Here is a 15905-nt window from a genome sequence, read left to right on the forward strand (position 1 = left end):
GGTCAGCATCGTTCGTCGTCGGCGCGGCCGTGCCGGTGGTACGCGATGATCGCCGATCGAGACACGGTCATCCGGGCCCTGACGGGGATCATCGGAACCGTCATCGCGCTGACCTTTCTGTTCGGGTTCGGCAACGTCTTCAGCCTCGGACTGCGACTCGGGGTGCCGGTCTACGTGGCCCCACTGGTCGCACCAGCCGTCGATCTCTCCGTCCTCGGCTTGTTGATCGGCACCCGCTACCTCGCGCTACACGGAGCGTCTCGGGAGCAACTGCGCCCTGCCCGTCGGCTGCTGTTGGGCGCCAGTGAGCACCCGAAGGTGGAGGTCGGGGGAGCTTACTCGAACACAAAGGACCAGGTCAGCGCCCTGGAAATACTGCGGACGAAGCTGCCGGACCTGGCTACACCGCCCCAGTCGACACCGAAGCGGGCAAAGCCCGGCCGCAATCGGCGCCTCCCCGACGCGCAGGTGCAGCAACTGATCGAGGGCTACAAGTCCGGCGCAACCGTCTACGAACTGGGTGATCAATTCGGCATCGAGCGCCGCACAGTAAGCGCGATCCTGCACCGCCACGGGGTTCCGATGCGTCGCCACGGCCTGTCCGAGGAGCAGGTCGACAACGCCGTTCGGTTCTACAACCAGGGGTGGTCGCTGGCCCCGATCGCCGCACGCATGAACGTCGCCGCCGACACCGTCCGCCAACGCCTGCACGAACGCGGCGTCGCCATCCGTGACACCCAGGGACAGCCTCGGGCCGGTGACACCCGATGACCAGCACGCCATCCCCAACAAGCCCCACCCCCGATCGATCACTGCACCTGCAATGCGCGTGCACGCTCCTGGTAGCCGTCGGCGCGGCCTACGTCTCCTACCGGCACGGCCGCGAGTTCGCCCTACGGTTCGGCGCCGACGAGACCACCGCAACTCTCTGGCCGCTCATCGTTGATGGCTTGTTGACGATGGCGACCATCGAGCTGTGGAAAACCGGTCACCGTCATCGCGCCACCGGGCAATGGAAAGCATGGTTGTCCTTCGTTCTCGGCATCGGACTCTCCCTATGCGCCAACATCGCTTCCGCACCCGAGCTGAACTCCTTCTCCATCGCCGTCGCCGCCTGCCCACCCCTAGCACTGCTGCTATCGGTCGAACTACTCAACCAGGCTCTCAAGCGGCGCCACGCGGAGACAGCGAGCGGCATCGGTCACCAGTCAGACGAGAACGCATCACCAGAGCCGCACTCACCGGACATGGGTGAAACCCGCTCGTTGCCAGAGGAGTCCGGGGCGAGTGCCGAGGTGCCAGCGCTGCGCACGGTCGTGAACAACGCGCCTGGTCACAGCACCAACAGCCACGATGCTGACTCAGGATTTCCGCACGATGAGGATGCTGATCCGCTGCGCGAAGAAGCCCACAGGCTCGACGTCGAACACTGGAACCTGCACCAGCGCCCGATCTCAGCCGACACCCTCCGCCGCAAGCTCAATATCGGCTCGAAACGAGCCCGCACCCTTACCCACCACATCCGCCAACACCGCCAACCAACTGCAGCGCTGCCAGCGGCGCGATGAGCACGTCCGCATCGGTTCTGGAGGCCGACACCACGGCGCAGTCCGACCAGATGTGTGCGTCGACGATCCCATTGCAAGTTCGCGACGGCGGAGGACCGCGGCCACATGCGGTCGTCGCATCCTCCTCATGAGGGTCAACGCCACAGTACGAATCCCCCGCGGTTTCGCGGCGCAGTTCGTCGTTGCGATCCTCGCCGGTCCTGGAGGGCCGACGCCACGGTCGAGGGTTTCCACGTCGTCGTCGCGGCGCTTCGAGTTGCGATCCTCGCCGGTCCTAGAGGGCCGACGCCATTTTCGCTCGGGCGCACGATCTCGGTCTGCCCGCCGTCGTTGCGATCCTCGCCGGCCCTGGAGGATGAGAAACCGCCTACGGGGACCAGTACCCTGCGGTAATCTTGCTGTCACGATCAGTATCGGACCGGGGAAAGGCACGCCAGTGGCCGACATCGGGGCATGCAACAACGTTTCGGACACTGCAGGAGTGATCATCCAGGGTAATGGCGTTGGCCCTATTACGTTCGCTGCGCCAGCGATGCCGTACGTCGGACCACCACAACCTTTGGCGCCACCGGACTACTTTGTCGATCGCGAGGATCAATTCCGAGACATCCGCGAGCTAGCGGACACCACGGGACCGTCCTGCCCACGTCCGCCGGTGGGAGTTGTTGCCGGTATACGCGGGGTTGGGAAGACCGCACTCCTGCGCAAAGCTGGCGCTGATCTTAGCGGTTCCTTCAGCGACGGGATCTTACATGTCGCGTACGGACCCCACGAAAAAACGCCACATGACGCCATGGCACGGATGCTGGCACAAATGCACTTCCCACAAGATCGCGTCCCATCAGACACTGCAATGCGGGCTGATTGCCTGCGTGCCATGCTCGCCAGAAAACGGGTCGTGATACTTCTCGACAATGTCACCAACCCAGAACAAGTGACGAGCGTATTGCCGACTTCCGGGACAGCATTGGTTCTGGTCGCAACAGACAGGCCAGCGTTATTAGAAGATCTCTACGTTGACGGGGCACTTCCCCTGGACCTGAGACAGTTGGACTCCGACGATGCGGTCGATCTGCTGTTTCAGATTTGCTCCGAATGCCCTATCAAAAAAGACTCGGCGGAAGTGAAAGAGCTCGCGGCGCTATGCGGCTGTCTGCCCTTGGCACTGCGTATCGTCGGGGCACAGTTGGTGATGCGACCGTGGTTGACCGTGTCGGATCTCGTTGAAGAGCTACGTACTTCGGGTTCTCGTACCGAGCGTAAGGTCCTCGCCCAGCTGTCCGCCGCATTCGACCTGGTTTACAGAAATCTGACGAAAACACAGAAGGAAGTGTACAGAGCACTTGGATTATTCCGTGGCTCACATTTCAGCGCAGAGCCCCTTGCCGCCATGCTGAAACGCGATGTGAAGTCCGTCCGGGACGATCTACGCGAACTGCACCTCACTTGTGTAGTGAACTGGCAGCAAGACGAATTGTATTCGATCCATAGGCTTGTTCGACTGCACGCCTGCCGCGTATCCCAGGTCGAGGATTCCAAACGCCGGCGCTCGAGGATGCTTCGGCGAGCAGTTAACTGGTGGCATTTCGGTACGAGAGTATGCGACGTCACACTCTCCGGTACGGAGCGACTGCGCATCACGGAGCCGACAGACATACCCACAATCGACCGAGAGTACGCTTGGTCGTGGTTCAACCGGGAGCAGAGCAACATCGCCGCCATGATCGAAGCCGCCGCCGTGAAAGGGTGGCATCGTCGAGTCTGGCAGCTTTTCGAGGCGTTCTTTCCTTTTCTCGACCTCCGTCGTCCCCTCTCCGTCTGGCTCCAGACCGCCCTCTTGGCGGTCGATGCGGCGAAGCATGACGATCACCGTGCGGCCGAAGCGCGGTGCCGCTGCCTGCTGGCTAAGGTCTACCAAGAGTACGAAAAGTACTCGGATGCCCGTGAAGAACTTGAGAACGCTGCGGCCTTGGCGGCGAATTGTGGCGAACGATTGATCGCTTCTATCCATGATTTTACGGGAAATCTTGCGCTACGGGAGAAGCGGCCCGGCGATGCGCTTGAGCACTTCCTCGCGTCGCTCGAGATCAATATTCGTCTAGGACGGAGGCGCGGCACAGCCATGCAGACCTGGTTCGTCGGCCGCGCCCTTCGGGACTTGGGCAGGCACGACGAAGCGGAGGAACGATTCGCCGCTGCCCATCAAGGAATACTCGACGCCGGATCACCCGACCTCGCACCAAGAGTATTGATCGATATTGCGGTGCTTCGAGCTGATCGCGGCTACGTCAACGAAACCAGAGCCCTTCTCGACCAGGCACAGGAACAGGCGACCAAGTTCGGCAATCTCACCGTTGAAGCCGATGTGGTGATGTTGCGCGCTGAGCTGGCCGGGCGTTGTGGCGATGCAGCCGCCGAATCAGCCTACCGCAATGAAGCTGCACGTCTATTTGAACGCATGGGAAGCCCTCGAGCCGCACATATCCTCGCGAATTTGCGAACGGATACTCACGAAGCTACGCCCTGACTCAGCACAGGAGCCACCGAAAGCAATACGTATGCCGGTCGCTACCTTCAGCGTGCGAGCTTGATCAGGTCGTTTTGGAAGTATTGGTTGATGGAGAGTAGTCATTCACGCATGTTGCGCCACCGGTCGACTTCTTCTCCCGCGAGACACAGGACGGGGCGGCCGTGACGTGTCTGCGGGCCGGTGGTCCACAGCGCGAATACGTCGGTGACATCTTCGCCCGCGGCGACCGGAATTCGAGTCGCCGTTCAATGCGCGCCCGATGACCAGGCAGGGGTTGACCGCGACCAGACGCCAGCGATCTTGTGCCCGTGCGATCCGCCATGCTTGCTGATCGGCGAGGTCTTCGAATAGCTGTAGGGCTCCCGGGTCAGCGACGAGGTCGTGTTAGAGGTGCCTCACGTGCATCGTGGACGGGGTCGGTACGGCTGGAGCGGGCCAGCGCGTCAGCGCCGGCTTTCATGCCATCGACGCCACCTAGGTCGAAGAGGTGGCGGAGGAACCGTAGCCGCAGCCACAGGCACATCGGCTTGACGACGGCGATCAGCAGACTCAACGAAAGCGCCAAGATGGCGAGAGGCTGGTTCACGGATTCCCTCCGGCTGCTCAACGTAGCCGAAGAAAACCTCACTGGAGCATCTCCAAGTGCGAGGGGTCCTCCGGCTGCGTCCAGGCATGCTGAACTAACCGGAGGTCTCTCCCACCAGCTGCCGGAGCTAGCCGGGACACCGGGCAGTCGAACCAACGGTCGCTGCCGCGTTGACGATGCCGCCGCGAAGGAATACTCCCCTCCACACGTGCTGCCGACGTTACAACGTTCGCAACGATCACGTCCAGGCAAGACTAGGAGGGGTAATGCATCCCTTTGCGTGCCCGGACACCTCCACACGCTCGTGAGTGCCACCGCCGGCGTGCCAAGTCTCGCTCCAGCCAGCTCCGGAATGACCGCTCCACCCGGCTAGCACACCGCCAACTGGTCAATCCTCAGCGACGTCCCGCAAGCGAAGTTCGTATACAGCAAGATGCGTTTGCCTACGCCTTTGCAATCGGAGATGACCGCACCGGTGTAACCGGAATCGACTCCCGCTCCTCCGCAAACAAGTACCGATAGGCCACTGAGGATGGTCACGCTGTCACGGTAGCGAGCGACGCGCTACGTGCGGCGTTTCGGCGGAGGGGACGGTCGCCCTGTCGGCGGTCGGTTCGCGGGCAGTACATGCGTACTGTGTAGCGGCTGGGGGTGGTCGCTGATGTGTGCCGACGAGGCGTCTCCCGTGGGGAATTCGGTTGCTGGCCGTGTCCACGGTCATGTCGTCCAGACCGGTGTGGTCCACGGTGGGGTTCACCTTCATGCGTCCCAGTTGCCGGTAGCGCCTCCTCGGCAGTGGGCTCCCCCGCCGCCGCACTTCACCAACCGCAGTGCCGAACTCGATGAGCTAGGCGCGTCCCTGAGCCAGGTTGGAGAGCGGGGCGGATTGATCACGTTATCCGGCTTGGGCGGTGCGGGCAAGACCGCTTTGGCGTTGCAATGGCTGCATACGATCGGAGCACGGTTCTCGGACGGGCATCTGTACGCCGACCTCACCGGGGATGTCCGGGGCCCGGTTGATCCTGGTGTAGTGCTGGGTGGGTTCCTGCGTGCGTTCGGGGTCGCCGGCGAAGACCTCCCCGACGGCCTCGAGCAGCGTGTCGGTTGGTTTCGCTCGTTGCTCGCGGACAAGAAGGTCGCGATCCTGCTCGACAACGCGGCCACGGCTGCGCAGGTGCGGGTGCTGCTGCCGCCGTCCTCGCAGAGCGTGGTGCTGGTGACGAGTCGTCGTCGGCTCGGAAGCCTGTTGGCCGATGGGGCCCGCTTCATCCACGTCGGCCCGTTGTCCACACAGGACGGTGCGCGTCTTCTCGAAGACACGCTCGGCCCGGGACGGATCGCGAACGAGTCGGAACAGACCGAGGAGTTGGCCCGTCTGTGTGGTGGTCTGCCGATCGCCCTATCTGTGATCGCGGCGCGTTTGGTGACACGGCGGCGATTACGGGTCAGCGACGTGGTCAGGGCGCTTCGGGCCGAACAGGATCGGCTCGCCCTGTTGTCTCGAGACGATGAAGTGGCGGTAGAGCCCGTGTTCGATCTGTCCTACGACGCACTGAGCCTGCAGGCACAAGGGATGTACCGAGTTCTCGGACTCCATCCCGGTACAGAGTTCCCCCTCGAGGTGGCCGCTGCCGCCACGAACACACCGATACAGCACGCCGAAGACTTGATCGATGAGCTGGTCGAGGCAAGCCTGGTGGACGAGGTAGGCCATGACCGGTTTCGCTTTCACGATTTGGTGCGCCTGCACGCCCGGCGCCTCGCGGAGACCCGTGAATCACCGCCCGCCCAAGCGCAAGTCGTGTTGCGGATCGCGGAGTACTACCTGCTCGCCGCGCAGGCCACCTGGCCGGTCACCACCGGACATTTGCGGGGCACCGACTACCAGTGCGCGACCGCTCCCCCACAGGTTCCACGCTTCTCCGCACGTCTCGAAGCACTGGAGTGGCTGGACACCGAACGGGCCAGCATGCTCGCGACCATCGCCGCCGCCTGCGAGCACCAATGGTGGGCCGCGGCGTACCAGTTGAGTTACGCGCTCTGGCCGCTGTTTCGTTTCCATGGCCACCATGACGACTGGCGTCGAGCCGACGAACTCGCGATCCAGGCCGCCCAAGCACTGGACCATGCCGAATGGGAAGCACGCGCGAGACGTCGGCTGGCCGTGCTCGAACAGCGTGTCGGGCACCACGAAGACGCCGCACGCCTGCTGGACCGATGCATGCCACTGTTCCAGTCCCTCGACGACGCCTACGGCGTCGCCAGCATCCACGACGCTCGCGCCGTACTCGCGCTCGAGAGCGGCCAGCCCCAGCGCGCGCTGGAACATGCCCGGCGAGCCCACGAACACTTCACCGCACTTGGCCATGCACGCAAGATTGCCTTGGCCGAGTTGCTGCTCGGCCAAGCACACCTGGCTACCGGGTCCGTGGACGAAGGACTCCGGCTCATGCAGAACGGACGCCACGCGTTGGCCGAGTTCGCCCAGCAGGACCCGTTCCACCATGCCCGGGCTGACCTCGTCGTCGCTCAAGCATTGACCACCACCGGCGACATCGACGCAGCAGCGCCCTTGGTGGATGCCGGCAGCCGGGCCATGGAGGAGCTGCGGTCGCGACCGGGACGTGCCCTCGCGCACCGCGCCCAGGCTGACCTCGCCCGCGCGCGTGGCGATCTTGCCCAGGCGCGGGCGCATTTCGCCGAGGCGATCAGCTTGTTCGAGCACCTCGGCGATGCCACCGCCGAGGTGCTGTCGCGCCAACTCGACGAGCTCAACCGGAAACAGGACTCCGGTCCCACCGACCCACGGTGACGCGCACCGGGTTGCGGGATCGCAGCACGGCCAGATCCGCCGGACTCAGCGACACCCCCGACGGAAAGCGGTGCCCGATGCGCCATCCGGCGTAGAGCACCGCGTCGGGCAAGGCTTCCACGGCATTTCCCGTCGCCAGCCAGCCATGCAGGAATGAGGCGAACAGGGAATCGCCAGCGCTAGAGGTGTTGCACACGCCCAAGGGAGCGACGGCCTCGGCACTGACCATCCTTCCGTCCCGCAGTCCCAACAGGCACCCCTGCGCACCGCGACCGACCGCAGCCATCAGACAACCCGGATAGCGGCGAAAGATCTGCGAGATCCATTTCTCCGGGGTCGTGGGAAGGCGTTCATGGCTGCAGAAGACGATGTCGGCGACTTCCAGCCATGGTCCGTAGTAGTCCTCGTTGACGTCGGCGATCACATTGACGTCCACAGCGATCGGCACGCCACGCAGTACCGCCCTCGGCAGCAGCGGTCGGGTGAACTCAGTGCTGGTCAACACCGCGAGGTCAGCCCCGCGCAGTGCCTCGGCGAACACCTCCTCGGGGTACTGGATCGCTGCGACGCTGGCCATGTGCGAGAACACCATCCGCTGGCCATCAGGGGCGACCAACACAGCTGCTAAAGCGGACGACGTGCCCTCGAGGACCGTCGGTCCGTCCAGGGCGTGCTCACGGAGTTGATCGCGGATCAGTCGTCCGGGCCCGTCGGAACCGATCACCGTGCACAGCTCCACGTCGTCGCCCAGCCCGGCCAAGATCGTTGCAATGTGCCCCCCGGCCCCACCGACACCGGCTTCTAACCATCGGGGACGCCACGGCCCCTGGCCCGGATCGACCGGCAGATCCTGCACTCCGACATTGATCGCGAGACTTGCTGTCCCCGCTACCACGACCTTGCTGCCCATGCCGTTCACCTCTTCCGCCCCCTCACCGCAGAGAGATCATCGCCGCGGTGGCGGTGCTACGAGCCGGATTTCTGACCGGCTAAGGTTCACTCGCCGTGTTGGACACACCGCCGTCACTCCATTCCCGGTTCCGGAAAATCCGCACCTCATCGCAGCCCTTGTTGATATTGAACGAGCAACTTAAATGATCATTTAATGCATTCAGAGAAGGCGGGATTATTCCGTGTTTTGGTAGCTCTCAACGGGGTGGCAAAACGCTGTCAGTCGGCGTACAAACCGTTTGGTTCCCTCGAACACGTTCACGTGTTTACTGCGATCAGGGGCTGCCGCCTCCGTCGATGCCGAGGACACTCGGCAGTCACGGGGAGATACCTCGGCCAGCGGAAGGGGGCGCTGGTGGACTTCCGAATCTGCGGCCGCGTACAGGCCCGGCTCGGCGATGCAGCGCCACAGGAATGGCGCTCGGCCAGAGTGCGGGGCCTGCTCGGCGCGCTGCTGACCAGCGCGGGCAAGACCGTGCTGACCGGCACACTCGTGGATTGGTTGTGGGGCCCCGATGAGGACCCGCAGCATCCTCCCAAGAGCTTGCACAACTACGTCAGCCGGCTTCGTGCCGTCTTGCGGGTGATGAAGCCGCCGTACGAGGTCGAGTTCGTCGAGCACGGTTACCGCATCGACGTCGACCGTGACCGCGTCGACTACCACCGTGCCCGGCGGCTGTTGTCCCACGGTCGCTCCGCTTTGCGCGAGCACGATTACGTCCACGCCCGCCACCTGTTGCTGGAGTCCCTTGAGCTCGCTGAGCAGCCGCCGCTACTGGAGCTCGACACACCGCGTGCTGTCGAGTTCCGGCGCTCTACCCAGAACAACCTCGTGCTTCCGGTTCTCAACACCCTGGCCGAAAGCCACCTCGGCCTCGACGAGCCGGACGCGGTGCTGGCACTGCTGGATGAGCTGCCAGCTGAGTTCGGCCTGAACGTCACGCTGCTCAAACGCCGCCTGGACGCGCTCTGGGCCCTGCACCGTCACGACGAGGCGACCGGTCACTTCCTCGACACCTACCGGACGCTGCGTAAGCAGGGATTGGAGGAGGAAGCCGCCGATCTGCGCGCCTACGGCCAGCCCACCTCTCCCGCAGTGCCCGCGCCACGCCCTCCGGTCGAGGATCTCCCCCACTACCGCTGCACCCCGCAGCGTCTCCCGCACGACCGGACCGACCTGGTCGGCCGACAGCACCTCTTGTCCACTTTGGACGAAAAAACCGACCAGGGCCGTGCCTCGAAACTCATCGTGCTCACCGGTACCGCGGGGATCGGTAAGACCGCCCTCGCCTTGCGTTGGGCGCACCTCGACCGCGATCGCTACCCCGGCGGTCGGCTGTATGTCGACCTGCACGGCTTCTCCCGCGAACCCAGCCTCGACTCCAACACCCTGACCAGGCGACTGCTCAACGACTTCCAATCACCCGCCGACACACTGGGCGACAGCGAACAGCAGCGAACGCGGCTGTCTCGACTACTGGCCGGACGACATACCCTGCTCGTCCTCGACAACCTCGCGGACCCATCGCAGATCAGCCCGCTACTCGATCTCGTCCCCGACGCCCTGGTGTTGGTGACCAGCCGCCACCACCACAATCACCTCGCGAACGACTGGGGCGCCGAGGAAATCCACGTCCCCACCCTCACCAACGCAGACGCCACAGCATGGCTGCACGACACCATCGGTACCCGGGTCGGAACCGAACGCGAGGCATTCGAGTCCCTAGTGTCCTTGAGCGCCGGCATCCCGTTGGCACTGCGCATCATCGGCAAGTACGCCCATGATCGGCCCCGAACCCCGCTCACCGAGATCGTCGACATCCTGCGCACCGAACACCGACTGCTGTCCATGGGCGATGCCAGCGATCCCGAGCACACCAGCCTGCACGCCAGTTTCCAACTGTCTTACCGAAACCTGCGCGGACCGACACAGCAGCTGTTTCATCTCCTCGGACTACACCCCACAGCACAAATCACGCTCGGAGCTGCCACCGCGCTCACCGACGAAACCCGCGCGACCACCCGCACCCTGCTCGACGAACTGATCCAGGCCAACCTTCTCGACCAAGAACACGGCCGTTACGCGTTGCACGACCTTCTGCACGAATTCGCCACCGACACCGTAAAGACCGCACAGACGACCGAGAACCAGACGGCAGCCCGGCTGCGTCTACTGCAGTGAGGCCGACAAGCTCCACCGTAGGCTGCAGGATCCCCACTGGATCACCATCAGCGAGCGCCTTCGCACCCTCGGAGTCACCGGCTTCTAAAACCCTCTCCGGTCCTTCATGGACTCGACACCGTCCTAGGTGGACCCGGCACCATGTCGTGATCCACGCCATGTAATGATCTTGCTTACCCGGCGACGCCGGTCCCCGCCAGGGGCACGAACAAACCGCGCCGCGCGCGGGCGAGAAAGATCACGGAGAGTACGACCACGATGACGCGTACCCTGCGCCTCGTAAGCGCACTGGCCGCCCTCGGCATCATTGGCCTGGCACTGCTGCAGCCCACCATCCTCGAGGCCAGCCATGCCTTTACGCTCCTGTGGCTGGACCAATTCTAAAACGCCACAACAAGAAAGGGCCGACGTTTCGGAACGTCGGCCGTTTCACTTCCCGCCCATCACCGCAGATCTAGATGTGCTACTGACGTTGGCCGTTGACCGGCTGGACCTTCGACTTCTGTAGCAGCCTTTCATAGGGGGTTTATCCTCCGAAGCTGCCGTGGGGTCGGTCGTAGTTGTAGTAGTCTTGCCATTCTTGAGCTCGTCGTTAAACACGGCGGCGTCGTCGATGAAGACGCCGCCGAGCAGGCGGTAGAACTCCTCCGCGTCGATGCGGTGTGAGCGTTCGACGTTCTCCGACGCCCGCGGACGCAAGCCGCTGGTGCTGGCCGGGCTCTCCGTCACCACGATCAGGCACCGCGGCACTGGGTTTCAACGGCTCGGTGCCGGTGTTCCTGGCGATCTCGCTGGTCGCCGGGGTGGGCGCGGGCCTGCTCAACCCGGCACGAACGCGGCCGTGGCTGACCTGATCGGCGCGCAGAACAAGGGCGGACCGGTACCGGCCGCGTTCCAGATGGCCGCCGATGTCGGAGCGATCCTCGGACCGCTGATCCCCGATCCAGCGACCGCACCTGCGCGCCAGGGCCTTCGACCCGGCACCGAGACCGCAGCGGTGCTGCAATGTGGCCAGGAGCCAGGAAAGGGGCGCGCGTGGCGGTATACCAATTCCGATGCGAGGCGCACGGCGTCTTCGACACCTCGCACCCGATCGGCACCGCGCCACCGAGCAGACCGTGCCCCACGTGCCGGGCGGCCGCGGCTCGGGTCTGGTCCGCACCGCACCTCGCGTCGTCGCCGGCGCGGATGGCGCTGATCGAGCACACCGAGCGGACCGGTGAACGGCCCGAGGTGGTCTCCGATCCCCCTCCAGCGCGGTGTCGCGGTCGCAACGTCACCACTGATCCGAAGCATCGGCTCTTGCCGCGGCCGTGACGGAGGTGGTCGGCGAACATGGACGGGCGGCGGGGCTGCACGCTTCCGTCCCGGATCAGCGCGCGCTGCCGCTCGCCCCAAATACCGTCCACATCGGACGTTCGGGCGCGATTGCCGCGCAGCGATCAAGTCGCAGTTTCCCGTTCGAGGACCGGGCACCCAGAGTCGTCCGGCTTCCCGCGCGGTCGCACGAATGCCGCTCCAGTCCCGAATGAGAAAGGCAGCCCGCCATGCCCGAGGTCGTCTTCCCACTCGATTCCACCCGGAGCTTCCCGGACCAGCAGCTCGTCGGCCACAACCGCTACCACCCGGACATCCCCGCCGCGGTCCACGTCCGACCCGGCGAGCAGTTCCGGATGCACTGCCGGGAATGGTTCGACGGTGCCATCCGCAACGACGACTCCGCCGACGACATCCGCGAAGCACCGATATCGAAGGTGCACGCCCTTTCCGGACCGGTCGCGATCGAGGGTGCCGCGCCGGGCGACCTGCTGGTCGTCGACATCCTCGACGTCGGACCACTGCCGCAAGAGGACTCCGGGCCGCTGGCCGGTCAGGGCTGGGGCTACACCGGCATCTTCGCCAAACGCAACGGCGGATCGTTCCTGGTCGAGCAGTTCCCGGACGCGTACAAGGCGGTGTGGGACTTCACCGGCCAGACAGCCACATCACGGCACATCCCGGAGGTTTCGTTCACCGGCATCACCCACCCCGGTCTGATGGCCACCGCGCCGTCGGCGGATCTGCTCGCGAAGTGGAACTCCCGCGAAGCCGCCCTGATCGCGACCGACCCGGACCGCGTACCGCCGCTGGCTCTGCCGCCCGAGCCCGACGACGCGATCCTCGGGTCACTGACGGGAGCCGACCACGACCGGGTCGCCGCCGAAGCCGCCCGCACCGCACCGCCGCGGGAGAACGGCGGCAACCAGGACATCAAGAACCTGACCCGCGGCACCCGGGTCTTCTACCCGGTCTTCGTGCCGGGAGCGAACTTCTCGGTCGGCGACCTGCACTTCTCCCAAGGCGACGGGGAAATCACCTTCTGCGGCGGAATCGAGATGGGCGGCTACCTGGACCTGCACGTCGACCTGATCAAAGGCGGAATGCAGACTTACGGAGTCGCTGAGAACGCGATCTTCCTGCCCGGCAACACCGACCCGCAGTACAGCGAGTGGCTCGCGTTCTCCGGCACGTCCGTGACGCTCGACGGCGAGCAGCGATACCTGGACTCCCAGCTGGCCTACCAACGCGCGTGCCTGCACGCGATCGACTACCTCAGCAAGTTCGGCTACAGCCCCGAACAAGCGTACCTGCTGCTCGGTGCCGCGCCGGTCGAGGGCAGGCTCTCCGGTGTCGTCGACATCCCCAACTCGTGCGCGACGATCTACCTGCCGACCGCCATCTTCGACTTCGACGTGCGCCCCTCGGCGAACGGCCCGCACCGCATAGATCCCGGCATCGGCGCACCCCGCTCGGCATCCTGACCCAGGCGCGGAAGCCGGGCGGGCCGGCACGACCTCGCTCCAAGCGGCGCTGAACATGCAGCTCAACGACCGCGCTTCCCACTTGAGCGGCGAGTGAATGGCTCGGGACAGACACCGGATCCGCCTCCGCAGTCGTTGGAGATCCTCTGTCGGCCGCCGACGGACCGCGCGGCGTCAGGGGATTCGGCCTGCTGACACGTCGAGGGCGGTCCACGCGAGTGCGGTGGCGGCGTCCAGCAGGGCCTTCTCGGCGGCACCTCCGATGCAGTGGGCGGCGAACTCGGGTTGGTGGTTCAACGCGGGCAGCGAGCCGATCCCGACGTAGGGGTGGATCGCGGGAACCACCTGCGAGACGTTGCCCATGTCGGTGGACGCGCGGTTCATCCGCCGTCCCGGTGAGTCCGGGTCGGAGGTGCGGCCGAGCCGCTCCGCGTTGCGGATGTAGGCCTCCAGTGCCGGGCGGAAGGTGCGGAACTCGGCGTAGGGCTTGCTCTCCGGCGTGGATTCGAAGGAACTCCCCGTCGCCAGCGCCCCCGCCTCGAAGCAGCGCCGGACCCGCTGCTCGGTCTCGGCCAGCTGCTCCGAGTTCTCCGCCCGGACGTACCACCGGCCCTCGGTGCGGGCCGGGATGGCGTTCGGCGCCTCGCCGCCGTTGGTCAGCACACCGTGCACCCGGACCGTGGACGGCAATTGCTGCCGCAGCAGCCCGATCGCGACCTGCGCGACGGTGAAGGCGTCCGCGGCGTTCACGCCGTGCTCCGGATAGGCCGCGGCGTGGGCCGCCTTGCCCTGGAACGACACGTGGGAGTGCGACACCGCGAACGGCTCGGCCTCCGCGACGTCGACCGGGGCCGGATGCGCCATCATCGCCAGGTCCAGTCCGGCGAACGCGCCGCGCTCCAGCAGCTCGATCTTGCCGCCACCGCCCTCCTCGGCGGGCGTGCCGTAGACCTCGATCGTGAGCCCCGCGGCTTCCGCGAGCGGAGCCAGCGCCCGCGCGGCTCCCGCGGTGATCGCCGCGATCAGGTTGTGCCCGCAGGCGTGCCCCAGGCCGGGCAGCGCGTCGTACTCCGCGCAGAGCCCCAGCCGGAACGGTCCGCTGCCGTAGGTCGCGAGGAACGCGGTTTCGAGGCCGAGGTAGGCGGGCGTGACGGCGAATCCGGCTTCTTCCAAGGTTTCCGCCACCCAGCGCGCCGAGCGGTGCTCCTGCCACGCCGTTTCCGGATGGGCGTGGAGCGTTTCGGACAGCCGGACGAGTCGTTCGGCGTCCGCGGTCACGCAGCGGGCCGCGCGCTCCTTCGCCGCCTCGGCGCCCGACCCCGCCATGTCGCCGCCCATCACTCGTCCCCGGGCACGCCGTACGACGGCGCGGACGCGGGGTTGAGCCCGCGGGTCACGTAGTCGTCGCGCTGCGGGAGCCACACGTCGAGCAGCGCCCGCAGGTCGGAGACGGGCGTTTCGCTCCAGTCGACCCGCAGATCGGTCTCGCACCACGGCACCTCGCGGACCACGGCGAGTCCGGCGGAGTGCACCGGTCCCGCCTCTCCCCCGGCGGACAGCCCGGCGGAGAGGGCGTGCAGCAACCGTTCCTCCAGCTCGCCCGTCGACCCCTCGAAGGAGTCGACGATCGCGTCGACGACCTGCGGTGAAGACAGCATGTTCCCGGCCGCGACGACGCGCGTGCCGACGCGGTGGTGGTGCACGCCGAGCGACTCGGATCCGGAGTGGGCGGCGCCGCTGCCGTTCAGCCCGAGGACGGTGAGCTGGCGGTGCTCGATCAGCTCGCGGTCGCGCACCACCGCTTCCAGCGCCCCGCGCGCATCGCCGCTGTCCTCCAGCGCGTCCAGCAGCGCCGTGCCGAGCCGCGGGTCGGTGACGTTCTGCGACGCGGCGCCGCCGACGCCGGCGCGCAGGTGGATGCAACGGGCGGCCACGGCGGGGCTCGACGAGGTCACGGCCATTCCCACGGCGCCGCGGGAGTCGTTGGCCAGCACGGAGAAAGTCACTGATCACCCTCCGGGATGACGGCGATGGCATCGACCTCGACCAGCCACTCGGGCCGGGCCAGCGCGGAGACCACGAGCCCGGTGGAGATCGGGTGCACTCCCCGGGTCCAGCGCCCGATGGTGCGGTAGACGGTCTCGCGGTAGCGCGGGTCGACGATGTAGATCGTGAGCTTGACCAGGTGCTCCATCCGGGCACCCGCTTCGTTCAGCAGCAGGTCGATGTTGGCCATCGCCTGTTCCGTCTGCGCGGCCGGGTCGCCGATGCCGACCGACTCGCTGGTGTCGAGGTCCTGCCCGATCTGGCCCCGCACGTAGACGGTGCCGCCCGCTACGACGGCCTGGCACAGGTCGTTGTCGAGGTTCTGCTCCGGGTAGGTGTCGCTGGTGTTGAACGGCCTGATCCGCTTGTGGCCACCGGCGACGATCGGCGCCTTCGCCCGGCGGGGTTCGCTCGTGGAGGTCATCGGCT

The 15905-nt window shown here is 65.9% G+C and carries 12 protein-coding genes; 7 read left to right on the top strand and 5 right to left on the bottom strand.

Going from position 1 to position 15905, the window contains the following annotated elements; genetic code table 11:
* The first annotated feature begins 45 nt into the window (after positions 1-45).
* From V1457_RS29530 to V1457_RS29540, 3 genes are all read left to right on the top strand, one after another.
* Positions 46-771: a hypothetical protein gene (locus V1457_RS29530; protein WP_338598461.1), complete on the top strand. Its 726-nt coding sequence runs from the start codon at positions 46-48 to the stop codon at positions 769-771.
* On the top strand, positions 768-1568 hold the full coding sequence (locus V1457_RS29535) for a DUF2637 domain-containing protein (protein WP_338598463.1): 801 nt from the start codon (positions 768-770) through the stop codon (positions 1566-1568). The genes V1457_RS29530 and V1457_RS29535 overlap by 4 nt, the downstream gene beginning before the upstream one ends.
* Positions 1569-2049: 481 nt before the next feature.
* A complete protein-coding gene (locus V1457_RS29540; RefSeq protein ID WP_338598465.1) occupies positions 2050-4095 on the top strand; it encodes an NB-ARC domain-containing protein in 2046 nt (681 codons plus the stop codon).
* A 370-nt stretch (positions 4096-4465) separates the two neighbouring features.
* Here V1457_RS29540 and V1457_RS29545 read toward each other — a convergent pair whose 3' ends face one another.
* Positions 4466-4684 (bottom strand): hypothetical protein, encoded by a 219-nt coding sequence (locus V1457_RS29545; protein ID WP_338598467.1) that lies wholly within the window; start codon positions 4682-4684, stop codon positions 4466-4468.
* A gap of 661 nt (positions 4685-5345) precedes the next feature.
* Between V1457_RS29545 and V1457_RS29550 the strand changes: the two genes are divergently transcribed.
* Positions 5346-7496: an NB-ARC domain-containing protein gene (locus V1457_RS29550; RefSeq protein WP_338598469.1), complete on the top strand. Its 2151-nt coding sequence runs from the start codon at positions 5346-5348 to the stop codon at positions 7494-7496.
* Here the strand turns inward: V1457_RS29550 and V1457_RS29555 are convergent.
* Positions 7456-8406, bottom strand: coding sequence for a carbohydrate kinase family protein (locus V1457_RS29555; protein ID WP_338598471.1), 951 nt, complete (start codon positions 8404-8406; stop codon positions 7456-7458). The two genes, V1457_RS29550 and V1457_RS29555, sit on opposite strands and share 41 nt — an antisense overlap.
* Before the next feature lie 396 nt (positions 8407-8802).
* Between V1457_RS29555 and V1457_RS29560 the strand changes: the two genes are divergently transcribed.
* The 3 genes from V1457_RS29560 (at position 8803) to fmdA (ending at position 13430) form a co-directional block, all read left to right on the top strand.
* The gene (locus V1457_RS29560; RefSeq protein ID WP_338598473.1) at positions 8803-10629 is read left to right on the top strand and encodes an NB-ARC domain-containing protein; all 1827 of its coding nucleotides are present in this window, start codon (positions 8803-8805) and stop codon (positions 10627-10629) included.
* 258 nt (positions 10630-10887) lie between these two features.
* Positions 10888-11013, top strand: a complete 126-nt coding sequence (locus V1457_RS29565; RefSeq protein ID WP_338598475.1) for a hypothetical protein — start codon at positions 10888-10890, stop codon at positions 11011-11013.
* A 1163-nt stretch (positions 11014-12176) separates the two neighbouring features.
* Complete coding sequence (gene fmdA / locus V1457_RS29570) at positions 12177-13430, top strand: formamidase (RefSeq protein WP_338598477.1); 1254 nt, start codon at positions 12177-12179, stop codon at positions 13428-13430.
* 174 nt (positions 13431-13604) lie between these two features.
* Here fmdA and V1457_RS29575 read toward each other — a convergent pair whose 3' ends face one another.
* The 3 genes from V1457_RS29575 to V1457_RS29585 are packed head-to-tail and all read right to left on the bottom strand — an operon-like array spanning position 13605 to position 15900.
* Positions 13605-14768 carry a M20 family metallopeptidase gene (locus tag V1457_RS29575; protein ID WP_338598479.1) on the bottom strand — a complete coding sequence of 388 codons (1164 nt, stop codon included), beginning with the start codon at positions 14766-14768 and terminating at the stop codon, positions 13605-13607.
* Positions 14768-15436 carry a DUF1028 domain-containing protein gene (locus V1457_RS29580; RefSeq protein ID WP_338598481.1) on the bottom strand — a complete coding sequence of 223 codons (669 nt, stop codon included), beginning with the start codon at positions 15434-15436 and terminating at the stop codon, positions 14768-14770. The genes V1457_RS29575 and V1457_RS29580 overlap by 1 nt, the downstream gene beginning before the upstream one ends.
* Positions 15433-15900: a RidA family protein gene (locus tag V1457_RS29585; protein WP_338598483.1), complete on the bottom strand. Its 468-nt coding sequence runs from the start codon at positions 15898-15900 to the stop codon at positions 15433-15435. The genes V1457_RS29580 and V1457_RS29585 overlap by 4 nt, the downstream gene beginning before the upstream one ends.
* Between the last annotated feature and the right edge of the window lie 5 nt (positions 15901-15905).

The organism is Saccharopolyspora sp. SCSIO 74807 (genome assembly GCF_037023755.1).
GTDB lineage: Bacteria > Actinomycetota > Actinomycetes > Mycobacteriales > Pseudonocardiaceae > Saccharopolyspora_C > Saccharopolyspora_C galaxeae.

Bases quoted from the DNA above. Each gene is read 5' to 3' on its own strand.
- V1457_RS29585 (WP_338598483.1), bottom strand. From the start codon at position 15,900: ATGACCTCCACGAGCGAACCCCGCCGGGCGAAGGCGCCGATCGTCGCC.
- V1457_RS29550 (WP_338598469.1), top strand. From the start codon at position 5,346: ATGTGTGCCGACGAGGCGTCTCCCGTGGGGAATTCGGTTGCTGGCCGT.
- V1457_RS29565 (WP_338598475.1), top strand. From the start codon at position 10,888: ATGACGCGTACCCTGCGCCTCGTAAGCGCACTGGCCGCCCTCGGCATC.
- V1457_RS29555 (WP_338598471.1), bottom strand. From the start codon at position 8,406: ATGGGCAGCAAGGTCGTGGTAGCGGGGACAGCAAGTCTCGCGATCAAT.
- V1457_RS29530 (WP_338598461.1), top strand. From the start codon at position 46: ATGATCGCCGATCGAGACACGGTCATCCGGGCCCTGACGGGGATCATC.
- fmdA (WP_338598477.1), top strand. From the start codon at position 12,177: ATGCCCGAGGTCGTCTTCCCACTCGATTCCACCCGGAGCTTCCCGGAC.
- V1457_RS29575 (WP_338598479.1), bottom strand. From the start codon at position 14,768: ATGGGCGGCGACATGGCGGGGTCGGGCGCCGAGGCGGCGAAGGAGCGC.
- V1457_RS29535 (WP_338598463.1), top strand. From the start codon at position 768: ATGACCAGCACGCCATCCCCAACAAGCCCCACCCCCGATCGATCACTG.